The organism is Shewanella sp. SM69 (assembly GCF_025653985.1).
Lineage (GTDB): Bacteria > Pseudomonadota > Gammaproteobacteria > Enterobacterales > Shewanellaceae > Shewanella > Shewanella oncorhynchi.
On sequence record NZ_JAKKRV010000013.1, the window covers coordinates 107,351 to 124,397 of the forward strand.

Annotated in this window: 15 protein-coding genes and 1 other RNA gene; 6 read left to right on the forward strand and 10 right to left on the reverse strand. The window is 47.2% G+C overall.

The genetic code is table 11. The features are described 5' to 3' along the window. The first annotated feature begins 80 nt into the window (after positions 1–80). Positions 81–1,400, forward strand: a complete 1,320-nt coding sequence (gene potE / locus L5M37_RS16980) for a putrescine-ornithine antiporter (protein WP_263201327.1) — start codon at positions 81–83, stop codon at positions 1,398–1,400. A 124-nt stretch (positions 1,401–1,524) separates the two neighbouring features. Next, the gene (locus L5M37_RS16985) at positions 1,525–2,679 is read left to right on the forward strand and encodes a porin (RefSeq protein ID WP_263201329.1); all 1,155 of its coding nucleotides are present in this window, start codon (positions 1,525–1,527) and stop codon (positions 2,677–2,679) included. 373 nt (positions 2,680–3,052) lie between these two features. Here L5M37_RS16985 and L5M37_RS16990 read toward each other — a convergent pair whose 3' ends face one another. Next, positions 3,053–3,613 (reverse strand): gluconokinase, encoded by a 561-nt coding sequence (locus tag L5M37_RS16990; RefSeq protein WP_263168381.1) that lies wholly within the window; start codon positions 3,611–3,613, stop codon positions 3,053–3,055. 85 nt (positions 3,614–3,698) lie between these two features. Here L5M37_RS16990 and gntU point away from each other — a divergent pair, with 85 nt between their 5' ends. Next, entirely contained in the window at positions 3,699–5,042 is a 1,344-nt protein-coding gene (gntU, locus tag L5M37_RS16995; RefSeq protein ID WP_105250511.1) for a gluconate transporter, read from the forward strand. Positions 5,043–5,095: 53 nt separating this feature from the next. Here the strand turns inward: gntU and gntR are convergent, their stop codons facing one another. The 3 genes from gntR to L5M37_RS17010 form a co-directional block, all read right to left on the reverse strand. Then, positions 5,096–6,094 carry a gluconate operon transcriptional repressor GntR gene (gene gntR, locus L5M37_RS17000; protein ID WP_113941439.1) on the reverse strand — a complete coding sequence of 333 codons (999 nt, stop codon included), beginning with the start codon at positions 6,092–6,094 and terminating at the stop codon, positions 5,096–5,098. A gap of 222 nt (positions 6,095–6,316) precedes the next feature. Further along, the gene (locus L5M37_RS17005) at positions 6,317–8,740 is read right to left on the reverse strand and encodes a YgiQ family radical SAM protein (protein ID WP_263201331.1); all 2,424 of its coding nucleotides are present in this window, start codon (positions 8,738–8,740) and stop codon (positions 6,317–6,319) included. Between the two features lie 215 nt (positions 8,741–8,955). Next, the gene (locus tag L5M37_RS17010; protein WP_263140982.1) at positions 8,956–9,366 is read right to left on the reverse strand and encodes an MAPEG family protein; all 411 of its coding nucleotides are present in this window, start codon (positions 9,364–9,366) and stop codon (positions 8,956–8,958) included. A gap of 157 nt (positions 9,367–9,523) precedes the next feature. On the opposite strand from L5M37_RS17010, the gene L5M37_RS17015 reads away from it, so the two are divergent. Further along, positions 9,524–10,744 (forward strand): threonine/serine exporter ThrE family protein, encoded by a 1,221-nt coding sequence (locus L5M37_RS17015; protein ID WP_105250515.1) that lies wholly within the window; start codon positions 9,524–9,526, stop codon positions 10,742–10,744. A 191-nt stretch (positions 10,745–10,935) separates the two neighbouring features. After that, entirely contained in the window at positions 10,936–12,582 is a 1,647-nt protein-coding gene (locus L5M37_RS17020; RefSeq protein WP_263201333.1) for a hypothetical protein, read from the forward strand. Positions 12,583–12,646: 64 nt separating this feature from the next. On the opposite strand, the gene L5M37_RS17025 is transcribed toward L5M37_RS17020, so the two are convergent. Beyond that, the gene (locus L5M37_RS17025) at positions 12,647–13,351 is read right to left on the reverse strand and encodes a DJ-1/PfpI family protein (RefSeq protein ID WP_263201335.1); all 705 of its coding nucleotides are present in this window, start codon (positions 13,349–13,351) and stop codon (positions 12,647–12,649) included. A 243-nt stretch (positions 13,352–13,594) separates the two neighbouring features. Between L5M37_RS17025 and L5M37_RS17030 the strand changes: the two genes are divergently transcribed. Beyond that, complete coding sequence (locus L5M37_RS17030; RefSeq protein WP_263201337.1) at positions 13,595–14,221, forward strand: TetR/AcrR family transcriptional regulator; 627 nt, start codon at positions 13,595–13,597, stop codon at positions 14,219–14,221. A gap of 27 nt (positions 14,222–14,248) precedes the next feature. Here L5M37_RS17030 and L5M37_RS17035 read toward each other — a convergent pair whose 3' ends face one another. From L5M37_RS17035 to rsmI, 5 genes are all read right to left on the reverse strand, one after another. Then, entirely contained in the window at positions 14,249–14,503 is a 255-nt protein-coding gene (locus tag L5M37_RS17035; RefSeq protein WP_113941445.1) for a hypothetical protein, read from the reverse strand. An 11-nt stretch (positions 14,504–14,514) separates the two neighbouring features. Next, positions 14,515–15,018, reverse strand: coding sequence for a hypothetical protein (locus L5M37_RS17040; RefSeq protein ID WP_105250520.1), 504 nt, complete (start codon positions 15,016–15,018; stop codon positions 14,515–14,517). 9 nt (positions 15,019–15,027) lie between these two features. Continuing rightward, positions 15,028–15,351 (reverse strand): DUF883 C-terminal domain-containing protein, encoded by a 324-nt coding sequence (locus tag L5M37_RS17045; protein ID WP_113941447.1) that lies wholly within the window; start codon positions 15,349–15,351, stop codon positions 15,028–15,030. Between the two features lie 372 nt (positions 15,352–15,723). Then, an RNA gene (rnpB, locus tag L5M37_RS17050) (RNase P RNA component class A) lies at positions 15,724–16,075 on the reverse strand. A 65-nt stretch (positions 16,076–16,140) separates the two neighbouring features. Beyond that, positions 16,141–16,983 carry a 16S rRNA (cytidine(1402)-2'-O)-methyltransferase gene (gene rsmI, locus L5M37_RS17055; RefSeq protein ID WP_113941448.1) on the reverse strand — a complete coding sequence of 281 codons (843 nt, stop codon included), beginning with the start codon at positions 16,981–16,983 and terminating at the stop codon, positions 16,141–16,143. Between the last annotated feature and the right edge of the window lie 64 nt (positions 16,984–17,047).

A 17,047-nucleotide genomic window follows, 5' to 3' on the forward strand; every position in this document is an offset into this window, starting at 1 on the left:
CTGACTGCAGGGTTTATTAACCCCACTCTGCAGTCAAATTCATGCCTCCTATAATAAGTCACCTAAATTAGGTTATTAGTATGAGTAAATCAGAAAATAAAATTGGCGTCGTCCAATTAACTATTATCACCATAGTCAACATGATGGGTTCGGGCATTATTATGCTGCCAACCCAATTAGCTCAAGTCGGTACTATCTCCATTTTATCTTGGTTAGTAACAGCAGCAGGGTCAACAGCCCTCGCCTTCGCCTTTGCTAAGTGCGGTATGTTCAGTAAAAAATCCGGTGGTATGGGCGGTTATGCCGAGTATGCCTTCGGCCGTTCTGGCAACTTTATGGCCAACTACACCTATGCCGTCTCACTGTTAATCGCCAATGTCGCGATTGCCATCTCTGCCGTGGGTTACGCTGCCGTGTTGCTGGAAGTTAACTTAAGCCCGATGGCAATTTGTCTTGCGACCATTGGCGTACTTTGGTTGGCAACCATTGCTAACTTCGGTGGTGCCCGCATCACGGGTCGCGTCAGTAGCGTGACTGTGTGGGGAATTATTCTGCCTGTGATTGGCGTATCTTTAATTGGTTGGTTCTGGTTTGACATCGACCTCTATAAAGGCGCATGGAACCCGCATGATATGCCATTCTTCAAAGCGTTAGACGGTTCTATCGCTATGACTTTGTGGGCGTTCCTCGGTTTAGAATCGGCCTGTGCAAACTCAGAAGCCGTCGATAACCCAGAAAAAAACGTACCTATCGCCGTGATGGGCGGTACCTTAGGTGCAGCAGTGATTTATATCGTTTCCACTAACGTCATTGCCGGTATTGTGCCAAATGCCGAGCTTGCCATGTCGAATGCGCCATTCGGTTTAGCCTTTGCACAAATGTTTAATCCAGTAGTCGGTAAAATCGTGATGGCCTGCGCCATTATCTCCTGTACTGGATCACTCTTAGGTTGGCAGTTCACTATTGCCCAAGTGTTTAAAGCCTCTGCCGATGAAGGATTTTTTCCTAAAATATTCTCTAAAGTCAGTAAAGCCGATGCGCCAATTTGGGGCATGACTATTATCGTCTCGATCCAAACAGCATTATCGCTGATGACCATTAGCCCATCACTGAGTAAGCAGTTCGAAGCACTCGTTAACCTCGCCGTCGTCACCAACATTGTGCCTTATATCTTATCTATGGCCGCGCTTGGCATAATGCAAAGACAGCAAAAAGTGCCCATCAATAAAGCCCGCGTTGCCAACGTGATCGCCGTAATCGGTGCGTTATATAGCTTCTACGCTCTGTACAGCTCAGGCGAAACCGCAGTGATGCTTGGCGCCATAGCCACCTTCTTCGGTTGGACTATTTTCGGCGTGATCTCAAACCAAGCGCCTGTTGCCGACACACGTCCAGCCTAAATACGGCTAACGCATGATCGGAAACAATTAATACCAACATCCACATCAAGACTAACGATAACTCAGGGATCATAGGCCAAGCCTATGATCCCCTGGAGAATACTTGCTCATTATCGGGGGATTTATGAATAAGACTTGTCTCGCTTTAGTGTTACCTATGCTATTAACGGCCACCAGCAGTCAGGCGGTTGAACTCTATAAAGATCAAAAAAACACATTAAATTTAACGGGTTGGTTAGGGTTTGCAGCATTAAATGACAGCCACGATACTTCAGTTATCGACGACTCGTCACGCCTAAGATTCAGCTTCGAACGCAGCGAGAAAAATGGCTGGACCGCTTTTGCTACCACAGAATGGGGGATCAACATGGTCTCCAGCGACGATGGGCTAGTGATGCAAGGGGGCAAACTCGCCGCCGAAAAAACCGATGATTTTCTCTATAACCGCTTAGGTTATGTTGGCATGTCCCATGATACATGGGGCAACCTGAGTTTCGGTAAACAATGGGGCGCCTATTACGATGTCGCAGGCACTACAGATTTACCGAACGTATTTGCAGGTTACAGCGTTGGCGCTTACACCTTCGGTGATGGCAGCCTCACAGGTACAGGCCGTGCCGATTCCGCCTTCATTTACCGTAATAATTTAGGCCCAGTACAAATCGCCCTGCAATATGCCGCCAAAACCAATGGTGATGTCAGCCTAAAAAACGATGACGGTAGCGAGATGACCAACTCAGAACTGAGTTTTGACAGCAGCTACGGCGCCAGTATCACTTATGCGGCAACCGACAAATTCAAGCTACTCGCAGGCTTTAACCGCGGTGATTTTGAAGGCCACTTAGGTAATACCCAAGTCGATGAAACCAATGAAATCATCGGTATTGGTGCCATGTATGGTGACTACTACCACTATGCCGAAGGACGTGAGGCCAGCGGTCTCTATGTGGGCTTTAACGCTCACCAAAGTAAAAATAATGAACTGGTCAACGGCGATCTCTACGACGCCACTGGTGCCGAGTTGATGACGGCCTATCAATTCGACAACGGTTTTGTGCCTATGGTTGTACTCAGTTATTTAGATTTAGACACAGATGTAGCTACGCCTATTCAAGGTCAATGGACTCGCCAATTTGCCATGCTGGGACTGCACTATCGCTATAGCAACGACACTGTGATGTTTGCTGAAATGAAGTTAGATTTCAGTGATATGGATGATGCCGCGCTTGAAGCGCAGGAAGACAACAGCTTCGCAGTCGGGATTAATTACTTCTTTTAAGGCTCAAGGGGATATTAACCAAGGTGGCTAAAGCGCTCATTCAACTTTGGCATTCCTTGGTCATATATAGCGAGACTATTTTAAGTAACAGTCTTCAGTGGCTGTTTTAGTCACATGTTGAATTAACCATGTTTTGCAGGACAAGCAGCTCGCGTCATCGCTCATATGCGTGAGCCTATTTGAGGCTGAGGTGCGGCGCACGTTCCGTCTACAAACGCTCGCAGTAACACTCATTGGATGGTACCGCTGGCTTACCATTATCTCTACGCCACTCCAAGTTAGTTTCTGGAGTGGCTTTTTTTCTAAAAAATTGAGCGGTTTAAGCCGATGTGCATTACGACTTTGCGCTTGACTTCAATGGCCAACGTTTACCCTACCCTTCGCCATTTATCGCATTAATACAGCGTTGTACGACTTCTTCGAAAGTGCCATCTATACTCACTTGGATAACGTCAGCTTCATCAGTCGCGGGCATTTCCAGCGTGTCGAACTGACTCTTGAGTAGCTCAATCGGCATAAAGTGGGCTTTTCTGGCAAACATGCGTGTTTTGACTAATTCAAAATCTCCGTATAGATGAATGAACACCAGCTTGCTGTTGTTCTGACGGATTAAGTCACGATACTGGCGACGCAGTGCAGAGCAGACAATCACCCCCTCTTCACCCTTTTGCTCAATGCTATACACAGCATCGTTGATGCGCTCAAGCCAAGGAGCGCGATCGCTATCGTTGAGCGGTGAGCCAGATTTCATCTTGATAATATTGGCTCTAGGATGCAGATCATCACCATCAATAAATTTCGTCTCTAAAGCCTCTGCGACCGCGGCACCAATCGAAGATTTGCCACAACTAGAGACGCCCATGAACACATAGCTATTGCCTTTTTTTCTCTCAGTCACTTTGTTAACCTCATGCCAATTCTCGAATTTAGTCACTTCCCACTCTACCATATTACGGGTAACATGTTACCGGTAACCTACAAGAATGTGGACAACTTAACTAACAAGGAAAAGTCCTCTTATGTCTGATATGTCATTGATTCTGACAGCGCTGGGTTCAATTGCCCTGCTACTGTTCTTAGTGATGAAAGTGAGATTACATGCAGTAGTATCACTGATACTGGTGTCGATCATTGCCGGCCTTTTCTCTGGCATGAACCCAGCTGATATTACCAATACAATTCAACAAGGTATGGGGGGAACACTGGGCTTTGTTGCGGTGGTGGTCGCTTTGGGAGCCATGTTTGGCCGGGTAATGGAAGAGACTGGCGCGCTAGATCAGATAGCCCATACACTGCTGAATAAATTTGGTAACGACAAAGCTCACTGGGCCATGACCTTTACAGGCTTTATCTGTGCACTCCCCCTCTTCTTCGATGTTGCTGTGGTACTGCTGATTGGCATCGCCTTTGCCGTGGTTCGTAAAGGGGGCGGCAGCGTCGTTAAAATTGGTATTTCACTGCTCGCGGGTATTGCCACCTGTCAGGCGTTTCTTATCCCTGCACCTGGGCCAATTTTAGTTGCTTCCCAGCTCAATGCCGACTTTGGCTACATGATAGTCTTCGGTCTACTGGCATCGATTCCTGCAATGATTCTAGGCGGCCCACTCTTTGCCAGCCTCATCTCCCAAAAAGTCCATGTTGAGCTGCCTGCCCACGAGCAGCAGGAAAAAGGTGAACGAGAAGGCGGACCGATCCCCTCATTCGCGCTATCAATCAGTATTGTGGTGTTCCCACTGCTGCTTATCGGTTTAAAGACAGTGGTGTCACGCTTTATTGATGAAAAATCCGATCTGCATAATTGGCTCGCCTTGATAGGTCATCCCTTCACCGCCATTTTGCTAGCCTGTTTAATCGCATTCTATGTACTGGGCGTTAGACGCAATATTCCCAATGAGCGCATCATGGAAATCTGTAGCAGTGCGTTACAACCTGCTGGGATCATTATTCTCGTCACCGGTGCTGGCGGCGTGTTCAAGCAAGTGCTGATTGACTCGGGTGTCGGCGATGCATTAGGCAATATGTTGGCAGGTTCGGGATTACCGATTGTAATACTGGCATTTATTTTGTCGGCGTCGGTGCGCGTGATCCAAGGGTCGGCAACCGTGGCCATGTTAACGGCTTGCGGCCTTATCATCCCAATACTTGAACCACTAAACTTAGATGGGGCTCAATTGGCGGCAATTACGATTGCCATTGGCGGTGGTTCGATTGTGCTCTCGCACGTCAATGATTCAGGCTTCTGGCTCGCTAACCGTTTTCTTGGATTATCAGAAAAACAAACACTGCAAACTTGGACTGTAATGGAGACCATTATCGGCACGACGGGCGGCATAGTTGCAGTCATCATCTCTGCGTTTCTCTAACGCTAGCTGGTGATGGCAGACATAAGTCGTTAAGCGCAAGATCGAGGGGAAGTCTACAGTGTTTCCCCTAAATCAATACGATAGCCCAGATCGATAACCGATTCTGCTATCTCTTTGCCATTTAGCCTGTCTAATAGCTCAGTGGCCGCAATTCGACCAATCTCTTTTCTTGGCGTAATAATGCTCGCCAATTTTGGCGTCATAGATTGGCCAATATCATGGCCATGAAACCCTGCAACACCAATTTGTTCAGGGATCTTGATGCCTTGTCTTTGACACTCAAATATCACCCCTGCCGCCAAATCATCGTTGGTGCAGAAAAAGCTATCCACATAGGGATATTTCGCTAATGTTTGTTGCAATAACGACGCCCCCAACGAAAACGACGAGGCCTCATTTGTGGTCATCGCCAAAGGTGTAAGCTGAGCTTGCTGCATCGCTAACTCGTAGCCTCGCATCTTAAGCTGAGTGCGAATATCCATGCGCGCACCTAGGTAGGCAATGTGGCGATAGCCTTGTGCAATCATGGCCTTAACCATTTCGCATGCGGCCGCTGTGTTATCGAAACCCACACACTGTTGAATCGAAGGCGACACGCTATCCATCATTTCGATGACCGGAATGCCTGCCGTTTCAATCATTCGCACGGTACGCGGCGTGTGGTAACTTTCGGACAAGAGTAAGCCATCGATATTGTAAGAGAGCAGTGATGCCACCCGCTCTTCTTCTAATTCTGCCTGATATCCGTAGTGAGCCAGCATGGTTTGATAACCGCGTTTGCCGGTCACATTCTCGATACCGCGCAGCACTTCAGCAAACACTTGGTTGGTTAACGACGGCACTAACACGCCAATGGCGCGACTAGTTGCTTGCGCTAAAATTTCCGGCGCGCGATTAGGAATATAACCTAAGGTTTCTAGTGCGACAGCAATCTTCTCTTGAGTGCTTTGCGCCACCCTTGTTGGATTTTTTAAATAGCGACTCACCGTCATTTTGGTGACCCCAACTTGATCGGCAACGTCTTGAAGACTGGGTCTACGCTTTTTATTCATAATATCTAATGTTAGTTAACGAACCGCGGATATGGGTGAGATGTATAGCTAAAATATCGAATATAAACAAATAGTAGACATAAACATCAGACAGGGATCTTATAATAGTTCGCCCAGCGATACCAGTTGAGGACTATTTTAGCGGAATAACCATGCTAGCTAGGCCACTCCAAACTCATATCTGGAGCGGCCTTTGAATATTATTTGTGATGGCGAAAAGTGTTACTTAGCCTGTTGGCGCCCCTGAGCGGGCTTTCCTGCAGGTTTACCACCCGTTTTTGATGGGTTTCCGCCTTTAGCCTGAGAGCCGCTGGCCTTAAAACCAGACTGGCCGAAGGGCGCTTTCGCTCCCGGACGGCTCGAATGGGCTCCACTAGGTTTAGAGCCAGTTGGTTTAGATCCCGTTGGCTTAGCGCCATTCGCTGCAGGTTTTCCACCTTTAGCGGCTGGTTTTGACTCAGCACCAGCCTGAGTTTGCGCGCCGCCTTTCGCCGCACCTTTAGATTTGCCATCGCCCTTGCGGTCATCAAATTGATTACCCGAGAAGCGAGTAAAGGCTTTTTGGCCTTGGTTGGCATCTTTCATCCACTTAGGTCCGCGCTCATTTCGACCTTCTGGCGGAACTAACTGATGCGGACTATTACCGATCAAGTCTTCACGCCCCATAGCAGTTAAGCCTTCACGGATCAATGGCCAACCCGCAGGATCGTGATAACGCAGCAATGCTTTGTGCAAGCGACGTTGACGGCCTTTCTTCGGCACAGATACCACTTCGCTGGTGTGCTTGACGTTTTTCAGCGAGTTCAACTCGGTATGATAAATCGTGGTCGCATTCGCCATCGGTGACGGATAAAAATTCTGTACTTGGTCGAGCTTGAACTTACGCTCCTTCAACCACAACGCTAAGTTCACCATGTCTTCGTCGGTCGTGCCTGGATGCGCCGAAATAAAGTAAGGGATCAGGAACTGCTCTTTGCCCGCTTCCTTAGAAAACTTGTCGAACAATTCTTTAAACTTATCGTAGGCGCCCATGCCGGGCTTCATCATCTTGCTGAGCGGACCTTCTTCGGTATGCTCAGGGGCGATTTTTAAGTAGCCGCCCACATGGTGCTGCACTAACTCTTTAACGTAGGCCGGATCTTCGATCGCCAAGTCGTAACGCACGCCAGAGGCAATCAATACTTTCTTGATGCCAGGTACAGCACGCGCCGCGCGGTACAGGTCGATAGTGTGTTTATGATCTGTGCCTAAGTGGCCGCAAATCGATGGGAACACACAGGATAAACGCCTACAGGTTTTTTCGGCCTTTTCGCTAGTACAACCTAAACGATACATGTTGGCGGTTGGGCCACCTAAATCGGAAATCACCCCAGTAAAGCCAGGCACTTTTTCCTGAATATCTTTGATTTCTTTAACAATCGACTCTTGTGAGCGACTCTGAATGATTCGACCTTCATGCTCGGTAATCGAGCAGAAAGAACAGCCACCAAAGCAACCACGCATGATGTTGATAGACGTCTTGATCATGTCATAGGCAGGAATTTTTTCCTTGCCGTAAATCGGATGAGGAATACGCTGGTAAGGTAAATCGAATACGGCATCCATCTCATCGGTATTGAGCGGCCATGCGGGCGGATTCACCCAAACGGCGCGGTCGCCATGGGGTTGAAATAACGCGCGGGCACAACCTGGGTTTTGCTCTTGGTGCAAAATCCGTGAAGCATGGGCATATAAATATTTGTCTTCAGAGACTTTTTCAAACGCTGGCAGCAGCACATAGGTTTTATCCCATGGCTTAGGTTTAGGCGGCTGAACACTAATTGGCTTAGGGGCTTCGTTATCGAATATCTTCACATCCGACGGGCCGGACAAGTTAGCACAACCCACATCATCGGCGCCGTAAGGATTCGGCAGCGGCTCTATCTTGTGCAGTTGGTCAATCTTGCGCGAGTCCATACCGCGCCATTCGGGCAGCGGCTCTTTACGGATAACGGCTGTGCCGCGCACATCGTGCAGCGAGCTAATGGGTTCGCCGGCAGCTAAGCGGCGTGCCACTTCAACTAAAGGACGCTCGGCGTTGCCGTACATCAAAATGTCGGCCTTGGCATCGAAAATCACACTGCGACGCACTTTGTCCGACCAATAATCGTAATGGGCGATGCGGCGTAAACTGGCTTCGATACCACCAATAATCACAGGCACATCTTTAAAGGCTTCTTTACAACGCTGGGTGTACACAGTCACGGCGCGATCTGGGCGCTTACCACCAATATCCCCCGCAGTATAAGCATCGTCGGAGCGTAAACGACGGTCGGCAGTGTAACGGTTGATCATCGAATCCATGTTACCGGCGGTGACGCCAAAAAACAGATTCGGGCGGCCCAATTGCATAAAGGCGTCTTTGCTCGACCAATCTGGCTGGGAAATAATCCCAACTCGGTAACCTTGAGCCTCTAACATACGGCCGATCACCGCCATGCCAAAGCTTGGGTGATCCACATAAGCGTCGCCTGTGACTATGATGATGTCACAGCTATCCCAACCAAGCTTATCCATCTCCTTGCGAGACATAGGTAAGAAAGGCGCAGTGCTGTCGCCCGTGGCCCAATACTTGGGATGACTAAAGAGTGTGGATTCAACTTGCATGGATTGTGACCCGAAAACGTAATGTCAAATAAAGGCGCCACGAAAATAAGTTACGCCAATTTAGGGACGCGGAGTATAGCAGGGAATGGAGGATAGATGCGATTAAAAAAACACCAATCGAGGCATTTTCAGGGGTATTTGAGCCAGAAGCGTAATACCCCTAAATCCGCTATGGATATGGCTTAGGGCGGAATTGACCGCCCAAACCTGCGAGCCTAGAGACCCTTTCCTAAACCTTGAGCAAAATGCAGCAAATTCACCAACGCCAAACTGATAATCACTAGCCAAGTGAGCAATACGCCCCAAAAACGACCAAAATGATAACCACCTTGGCCTTGAGTTAAGCCAATAGCATGGAGTAAGCGCGCCACTATCCACACAGTCCCAAAACAGTGTAAATAAAATGCAGGCAAGCCACCCGCTTCGGCCACCAGCATTAAAATCAATACGATAGGCGCATTTTCGATCAGGTTAACATGCACTCGATTAGCCAAAGCTAAGGCGCTGTTACCACCATCCCCTAGGCCGATTTTCTGACCTCGCCTTAATTTCACTACTCGATAAGCCAAAGCGACAATTAATAGCCCTGTGAGGCTAGCGTAAAGACCCGTTACCATCAAAGACATGCCTATTTCCCCTTATCAAAAAGCTGACTATAGCCCGAGCTGCAAAAAATCAGCAATTTATTTGTATTAAGGTTAAAAGCCATTAACCTTTTATAGACAAGATAGGTTAATATGCGCGCGTCATTCCCTACAACTTTTTATACAGTGAATACCCCGATTGGATAACGACGAGTTTATCGAAAAACGCAGATTTATCATAAAGCTAGGCAAAGCCTTGCATAAGTTTGGCACACCCGCTTATCGTCTAGAAACCCACTTACAAACCGTTGCTCGCACCTTAGGTATCGAAGGCTATTTCCTTATTTCTCCGACGTCGATGACCTTCGTTTTGCAACATGATACTGATCAAGAATATAACCATGCCGCTCGCGTTAAGCCCGGTGAACTCGATTTGGGCTCACTCGCCCGCACCGATGAATTGGTCGATGAGTTAACCTCAGGTAAACGCACTTTGGCCGAGGCCTTAGATCGCTTAGAAGAAATTGCCAATAAACCCAATCCCTATGGCCCTGTATTAACTTGCTTTTCTTTTGGAACTTCTGCCGCCGCTTTCGCTATGCTGATGGGCACGGGTTGGAACGATGTATTTTGGTCAGGATTATTAGGCTTATTCGTCTATGGCTTGGTATACCGTGCCGAACGCTCGGCCCGCATGGCCGAAGTGCTCGAACCCTTCGCCACTATCCTTTGCGCCATCGCAGCCTGTGGCATAGCGCGTATCGATCCAAATATTAATATCCCAGTAGTGATCCTCTCCTCCATTATTATTTTTATTCCCGGCTTAGCCTTAACCTTAGGTTTAGCCGAACTCGCCGCACGGGATTTAATTTCTGGCACGGCGCGCATCATGGATGCGAGCATGCAATTATTTAAGCTGTACTTTGGCGCAGTGCTCGGCATGGCAATCGGTAAAGCTATGTTCGGCGAAGCGATTCACATAGAACCTGAGGGTTTACCTCGCTGGGCGATATGGTCGGCGGTTCCGATTCTATCTATGGCGCTGGTTTTTATCTTCAAAGCACGGATGCAAGATTCGCCTTGGGGCGTATTGGCTGGGATAGTGGCGTTTTTCTCAGCCATGCTCGGCGGACATTATTTTGGTGATTCGGTGGGGATCTTCTTTGGTGCCTTGGCAGTAGGAATTTATTCTAATCTCTTCGCCCGCTGGATGAAGGCGCCTGCCTCCATCGCCCTGTTGCAGGGAATAGTGATCTTAGTCCCCGGCAGTAAAACCTATATCGGACTCAATGCACTGATCTCAGGTGAGACCATGCTCAATCAGTCGCACATAGGCTCGCAAATCTTTTTGATTTTTATGTCGCTGATTGCGGGGCTCATCTTTGCTAACGTCGCTGTCCCACCTAGGCGTACACTGTAACAATCGCTAATCCGGCTGGAGCCCGCGCCCAGCCGCTACCTCAAGATAATCTTAAGCTAACCTTAAGTAAAATAAGAAACTTATTAAAATGTTTCCTTGACTAACACTCGTTTTCCATGTGTTATTAAATTGTGAATTGCAACGTGAAATTGTTTTCGCTGCAGTCGTCGATTTCATGGGAGTGGCCTTTTATGCAGAAATTTTTTCAGTATGCATGCATCCTATCTTGTTGTGTTGGCAACCTAATCAGAGTTACCCAAGCAGAAGAGGCTAAGCTCGCCGATCCCGCAAACCAAGATCAAACAAAACAAAAAGTCAGCAAGATTGTGGTGGTCAACAACCCCATTTTTGATGAGTCAGATCCCGATGCTTTTTTCATTCACCGCTGGGCTAACGCCCTGCATATCAATACCAAAGAATATGTGGTTCTCGATAATCTAACCTTCAGCGAAAATGATACTGTCACACAAAAAGATCTCGACGAATCCCAACGACTTTTGCGGGCAATGCCTTACATTCGCGATGCGAAAATTTATATCGCAGAAAAAGATCCCCAAGCCGATGTCGATCCATCCGTTGAGTCCGTGGTGGTGGAGACCTGGGATAATTGGTCATTATTACCGACAGCGAGTTTGAGTAGTTCAGGTGGAGACACCCGTTACTCCTTCGGGCTCAAAGAAGACAACTTGCTTGGAACGGGGATCCGCACTCGACTTAAATATCAATCCAATGAATCCCGGAATGGCTATAAATTTGCTTTCGAAGCGCCGCTCAGCATTATTGAACACGGCACAGTTGCCGCTGAGTTCTACGACAATAGCGACGGCCAAGCTAAACACGTTTATGTGAGTAAGCCCTTCTATTCCCTCAATACGAGTACCATGTATTCGGCAGAGTTTTTAGACGATAACCGTACAGATACCCTCAGACAAAATGGGCAAGAGGTGAATGAGTTCACACACACAGTCGACTATCTCAATCTGCAATACGGCTGGTTAATTAATAAAAACAGTCAGCACCTTTCTCGCTTTATTACCGGTGTCACCCAAGACAAGCACGAGTTTGCCCATTCTGAGCGCTATCCTACTTCCATGATCCCTCAAGACAGGGACTTTATGTACCCTTGGGTCGCCTACGAGTTTATCGAAGATGATTTCCACGTACTGAATAATGTTCACCTGATCACCAACAATGAAGACTTTAACTTAGGTTGGCATCACTACGTACAATTCGGCATAGAAACCAATGACATAGGTGATAATAACCCCTTAGGCTACCACGTTAACTGGCAAAGTACTGGCGGGTATAAGTTTGACGATCAACTGTGGCTGTTAGAAATGGGGGGGACAAGCACTATCGGCACCACCCAAAAAGATACTTATAAGGTTGATATTCAAGCCGAATACTTCTATCAAATTCATCCTAAGTGGACGGCTTATGGCAAAGCTTGGGCTAGCCTTTCACAAAATACTTATCTGGATCTAACAAAAGGATTAGGGGATGAAACTGGCGTGCGCGGTTATCCAAACGAATACCAACAAGGGGATAATCAGTGGTTACTGACCGCCGAGATACGCAATTACCCCAATATCAACTTATACCAACTGGCTGAATTAGGCTGGGCAGTCTTTGCCGATCTGGGTCAAGCCTCCGGCGGCCAACTCGCCGAGAATAACGAAGTCAGCGGTCCACTGGGTAGCATAGGCATAGGCGCGCGGATTTATTCCTCTCGATCCAGCTATGGCAACGTAGCCCATATTGATTTTTCACTCCCTTATACGGGCGGCGAGTCAGTAAACAGCTGGGAATGGCGATTCCTAGTGAAAAGCAGTTTTTAAACTAAGGTACATAATAATCGTATGAACTATGTACTTTTTAAGACAATCTTTGGCGCCTTGTGGCCTAAAATAATCCTGACGCTATCTGCCTGACCTCCTGTTCAACCCTCTGTACCAGAGAAGCGTCTGCCAATATGGGAGAACCGCAATTAAAGGGAGGTTTAGGATCATATTCAAACAATAACTGCAGTGTTTTAGCCTGTTGTTCACCCTCTATATTGGCAATGAGTGCCAAAGCAAAATCGAGCCCTGCAGTAATACCGCCGCCACTGATCCTATTACGGTCAATCACAATACGTTTATTTTCAAAGGTAATTTGAGGATATTGTGCCAACACTGAAGCATAAGCCCAGTGAGTGGTCGTGCGATAACCATTAAGTAAACCTGTTGCCGCAAGAATCAAGGCACCAGTGCATACAGATGTAATGTATTGCGCTTGCTCCCCCTTGCATTTTAAGAAAGAAATGACTTGCTCATCCTGTATTTGCGCCAAAGGATTTGCGCTCCCAGGCACTAACAGGATATCTATCGGCGGACAATTATCGAAATCGTAATTAGGTTGTAAGTTAACGCCCGCATCACAGGGTAATAGCATGCTGGTTTTCGCAAAAGTGAAGGTTTCAAAAGATGGCACAAAGGCTAAAAACTGTAGTGGCCCATAGGCATCGAGCATCGTCATGCCGGGATAAAGAAAAATACCTACTCTTAATTTGTGTTTGATTGGATGATTTGTTTTATCACTTTGAGCAGCTTCAATATTTTCACTCATCACAGATTCTCCATCGGTAGTGACAATTTCATATTTCAGGTAACACTGTCATTGCAGTTAACCCTATGACCGTCACTATAAAGCCCATTATTCCTAACCATCAGGCACAAACTCGCCCGCATGTTTCAAATGGTACACCTGAGCCTATCTGTTCCACTTAAGCAAAAATCACAACACAAGAGCCATTGAGGCTAAGGTATAATCACACGCCTAAACTGAGTTGAATTTAAAGCGGGATCCAATATGCACACAAAGCACTGCATGCACATAGCGAAAAGCCCGCGGGCTGTGCTCAAGGTTCTCCACGCTTTTAAGGAAATGCTGAAACAGCAAGATTATCGTGATATTGCAGTGGCAGATATTGCCTACAAAGCCGATGTCGGACGTACGACGTTTTATCGCTACTTCAAGCGTAAGCTGGATATTCTTATTGCACTCCATCAAAATATTTTTGAAAATATCTTTGAAGATCTACAGTCAACCGAAGACTGGCTTTCAACTAATACACCCCCCTCATTGGAAAAACTGCTTATTACTTTTAGCCGAAACAGCATGTTTCGCCGTTCCATGTCATTTAGACTAGGTAGCGACCTCGATGCAGCAACTAAACAATTACAAACTAAACTTGTGCAACATATCGAAAATAAATTGATCAACACCTTCAACACTGACGAATTTATTATTCCAAGCTACACATTAGCCCATAGCATAGCAGCTCTTTATTTAAGCCAAATTCAACAACTTATCGCCAGTCCCACACCTTGTCCTATACAACAAGCAAAATACTTACACTTACTGACTCGAGGCATAATTGTAACGGCATTGACGACAACTAATAGCAGCGAAACCCACACCAATGGAAATCATTAAGGTAAAAATCACAGCATTTACACATTCTCAAGCGATGAGTTTGGTAATCCAACGCAAACCAAAAGTGCTACGCAGTAGTTTTACAGTGCTGTTGTGGCGCATTTGAAACAGGCAGCCAAGGCTAAAACTGACGATTAAACCTGGTGTCGACCCTATAAAATCACGACTGCTTTGCGCTAATTGTCGTTTCCTCATCAGTAACAAATCATGCTGCAACTGGCCTTGTTCCGTCAGCACAGTCAGCTTCAACTGCTGTTTTTTAAGTAACTGTTGAATTAGCATACTCGCGCTTCCTATTTTTGATGTTCCGACTCTCGAGTCGAGAGCAAAAGCTGTAATTGCTGCCAAGTCTTCGAAAAGCCAGTTTGTGACAGCACATAGCCAAGACTACGCCAACACCAAAGCAATAAAACAAACTGTAGCACCACCAAAGCGATCACAGTGGCCAATAACGAACCGCTCAATTGAAACAGCATATAGCCCAACAGCAATAAAATACTGCCCCAGAATAACGTAATGCCAGTACCAAAACAGACGACTAAAGCCGCAGCAATAATCAGGCTACGCCCTGTTAACCGCCATTCTGCCGTTGCTATTTCCCCGGCCAACTTCAACTGCTCGAGATAGGCTTGCTTCACTGAACTGCTAAGAACAGCTATTTCAGCAAGTTGCTCCATTGCCTGATCAATAACTTTATGCTGGGCAGCAGCTGATGCTGTCTGCCCAGTTTTGGCGGTTTGCGCACTATGCTGGACGGGCCTTTGTTCTGGCGCCTCTGACCTTGCACGGTTTTGCATAAATCCACCTTAGCGACGGCGCAATAAAGCCGTTAATACCACGCCAGCGGCAAAGGCAATCCCAGCTGTGGCCAATGGATTTTGCGCTGCCAACTCACGGGTTTTGCTATAAGAACTTTGCAGTTGTAATTTGATTTCCTCCTGCTTGAGCGCCAGAGTTTCCTGTGAGCTAGCCGCCGTTTTACGCAAAGTGTCTTCTGCAACTGCGGCTTTCTCTGCTACTGCATCAACAGCATGGTGCGTCACTTCAGTTGCTTTCGCTGTTGTGGGTGAATTTAAAGCACCACTATCTTTACTGTTAGTTTGTTCTGCTACGCTTTTTGAACTGGCCATAGAAAGCCTCCTTGGTGAACACTGTGCAATGCAACAAGATGCTGCACTTTGCGTACAAACCAATGCAATGGCTATACCAAACAATATAAACACATAAAAACAATAAGTTATAACTAATTTATTTCTATTAACTCTCTCAGTTAACGGTAGATGTTACCTGCATTGAGTAATTTTTACCTGCGACGAAGAAAGGCGAGAAATGGCTGTAATGGCGGCTAAACTGAAAGCTAAATAAGCGATAGACTGAAGGGACGGGAGAACAAGATAACTCTGATTTTTTAATGAGTTAATCAAATAAAATTTATCATTACCGTATAAATTAAAAAACAAAAAGCCCGTTTGTCATTACGACAAACGGGCTTTTTGTTGAATGAGGTGAGTTGGCCGATAAGCCGGGTCCTGTCTTGGACAGTCATTCATCTAGGCCTGCAATCGCTCACAGGCTCAAGCGACCTACCCGGTTCCAACGCGAGCCACGCCATACGGAACCCTATTTGGTCTTGCTCCGGGTGGAGTTTACCTTGCTACGAACTATTGCTAGCCGCACGGTGCGCTCTTACCGCACCCTTTCACCCTTACCGACCTGATAAATCAGGCAGGCGGTCTACTCTCTGTTGCACTTGTCGTCGGTTCGCACCGCCCAGGCGTTACCTGGCACCCCGCTCTTTGGAGCCCGGACTTTCCTCCCCGTTCTTGCGAACGCGGCGACTGTCTGGCCAACTCGGCGCGGATTATAGCCTAAGCCACCCTGATGCACCACAGATAATCCGCTCGTAACCGTTTTAGCGCTTATAAATCAGACTCTAGCCCGTATTTATACAGAGCGTTCTTTTTAAGTCCATGAATTTGCGCGGCAATTGCTGCGGCTTTCTTCAATGGCAATTCCTCACATAAGAGTTTGAGCGTATTAATGGCGACGGTGGGAATTGCTTCGTCATCACTCAAATGGTAGCCATGCACCATAAGCACGATTTCACCCTTCTGCTGATTCAGGTCAGTACTTACGGTGGCAAGCACCTCTGAGACAGGACCAGATAAAAAAGTTTCGAAGGTTTTGGTTACTTCACGCGCCATGACGACATGGCGTTCGCCACCAAGCACTTCAACCATAGTCGTTAGACTGTGCTCGATGCGATGGGGTGATTCATAAAATATCAGCGTGCGCGGATCTTCTTTCAGTGCCAATAACTTATCAGCGCGAGCTTTTTCTTTAGACGGCAGAAAACCTTCGAAAGAAAAACGGTCCGATGGCAAACCCGAGGCGCTCAGGGCGGTAATTGCCGCGCAAGGGCCGGGTAAGGGGATCACATTAAACCCAGATTGGCGCACATGGGAAACCAAGTGATAACCCGGATCGGAAATCAACGGGGTACCTGCATCTGAAATTAATGCAATCGACAACCCAGCCGCAAGCTGATCGACAATCCACTGGGCACGAGCGCGCTCGTTATGATCATGCAGCGCCGTAGTTTTTGTGGTAATACCAAAGTGGCTCAATAACTTACCGCTGTGGCGAGTATCTTCACAGGCGATCAATGAAACCTGATTCAGCACCTCTATTGCCCGTGAGCTCATATCGCCCAAATTACCTATGGGAGTAGGAACTATGTAGAGTGCGACGCTTTGGTCCATATATACCTCTGTAATGACAGTGCCAAGACTTTCGTCAAGCGCGAGAGAAGGTTAAACTAGAGGC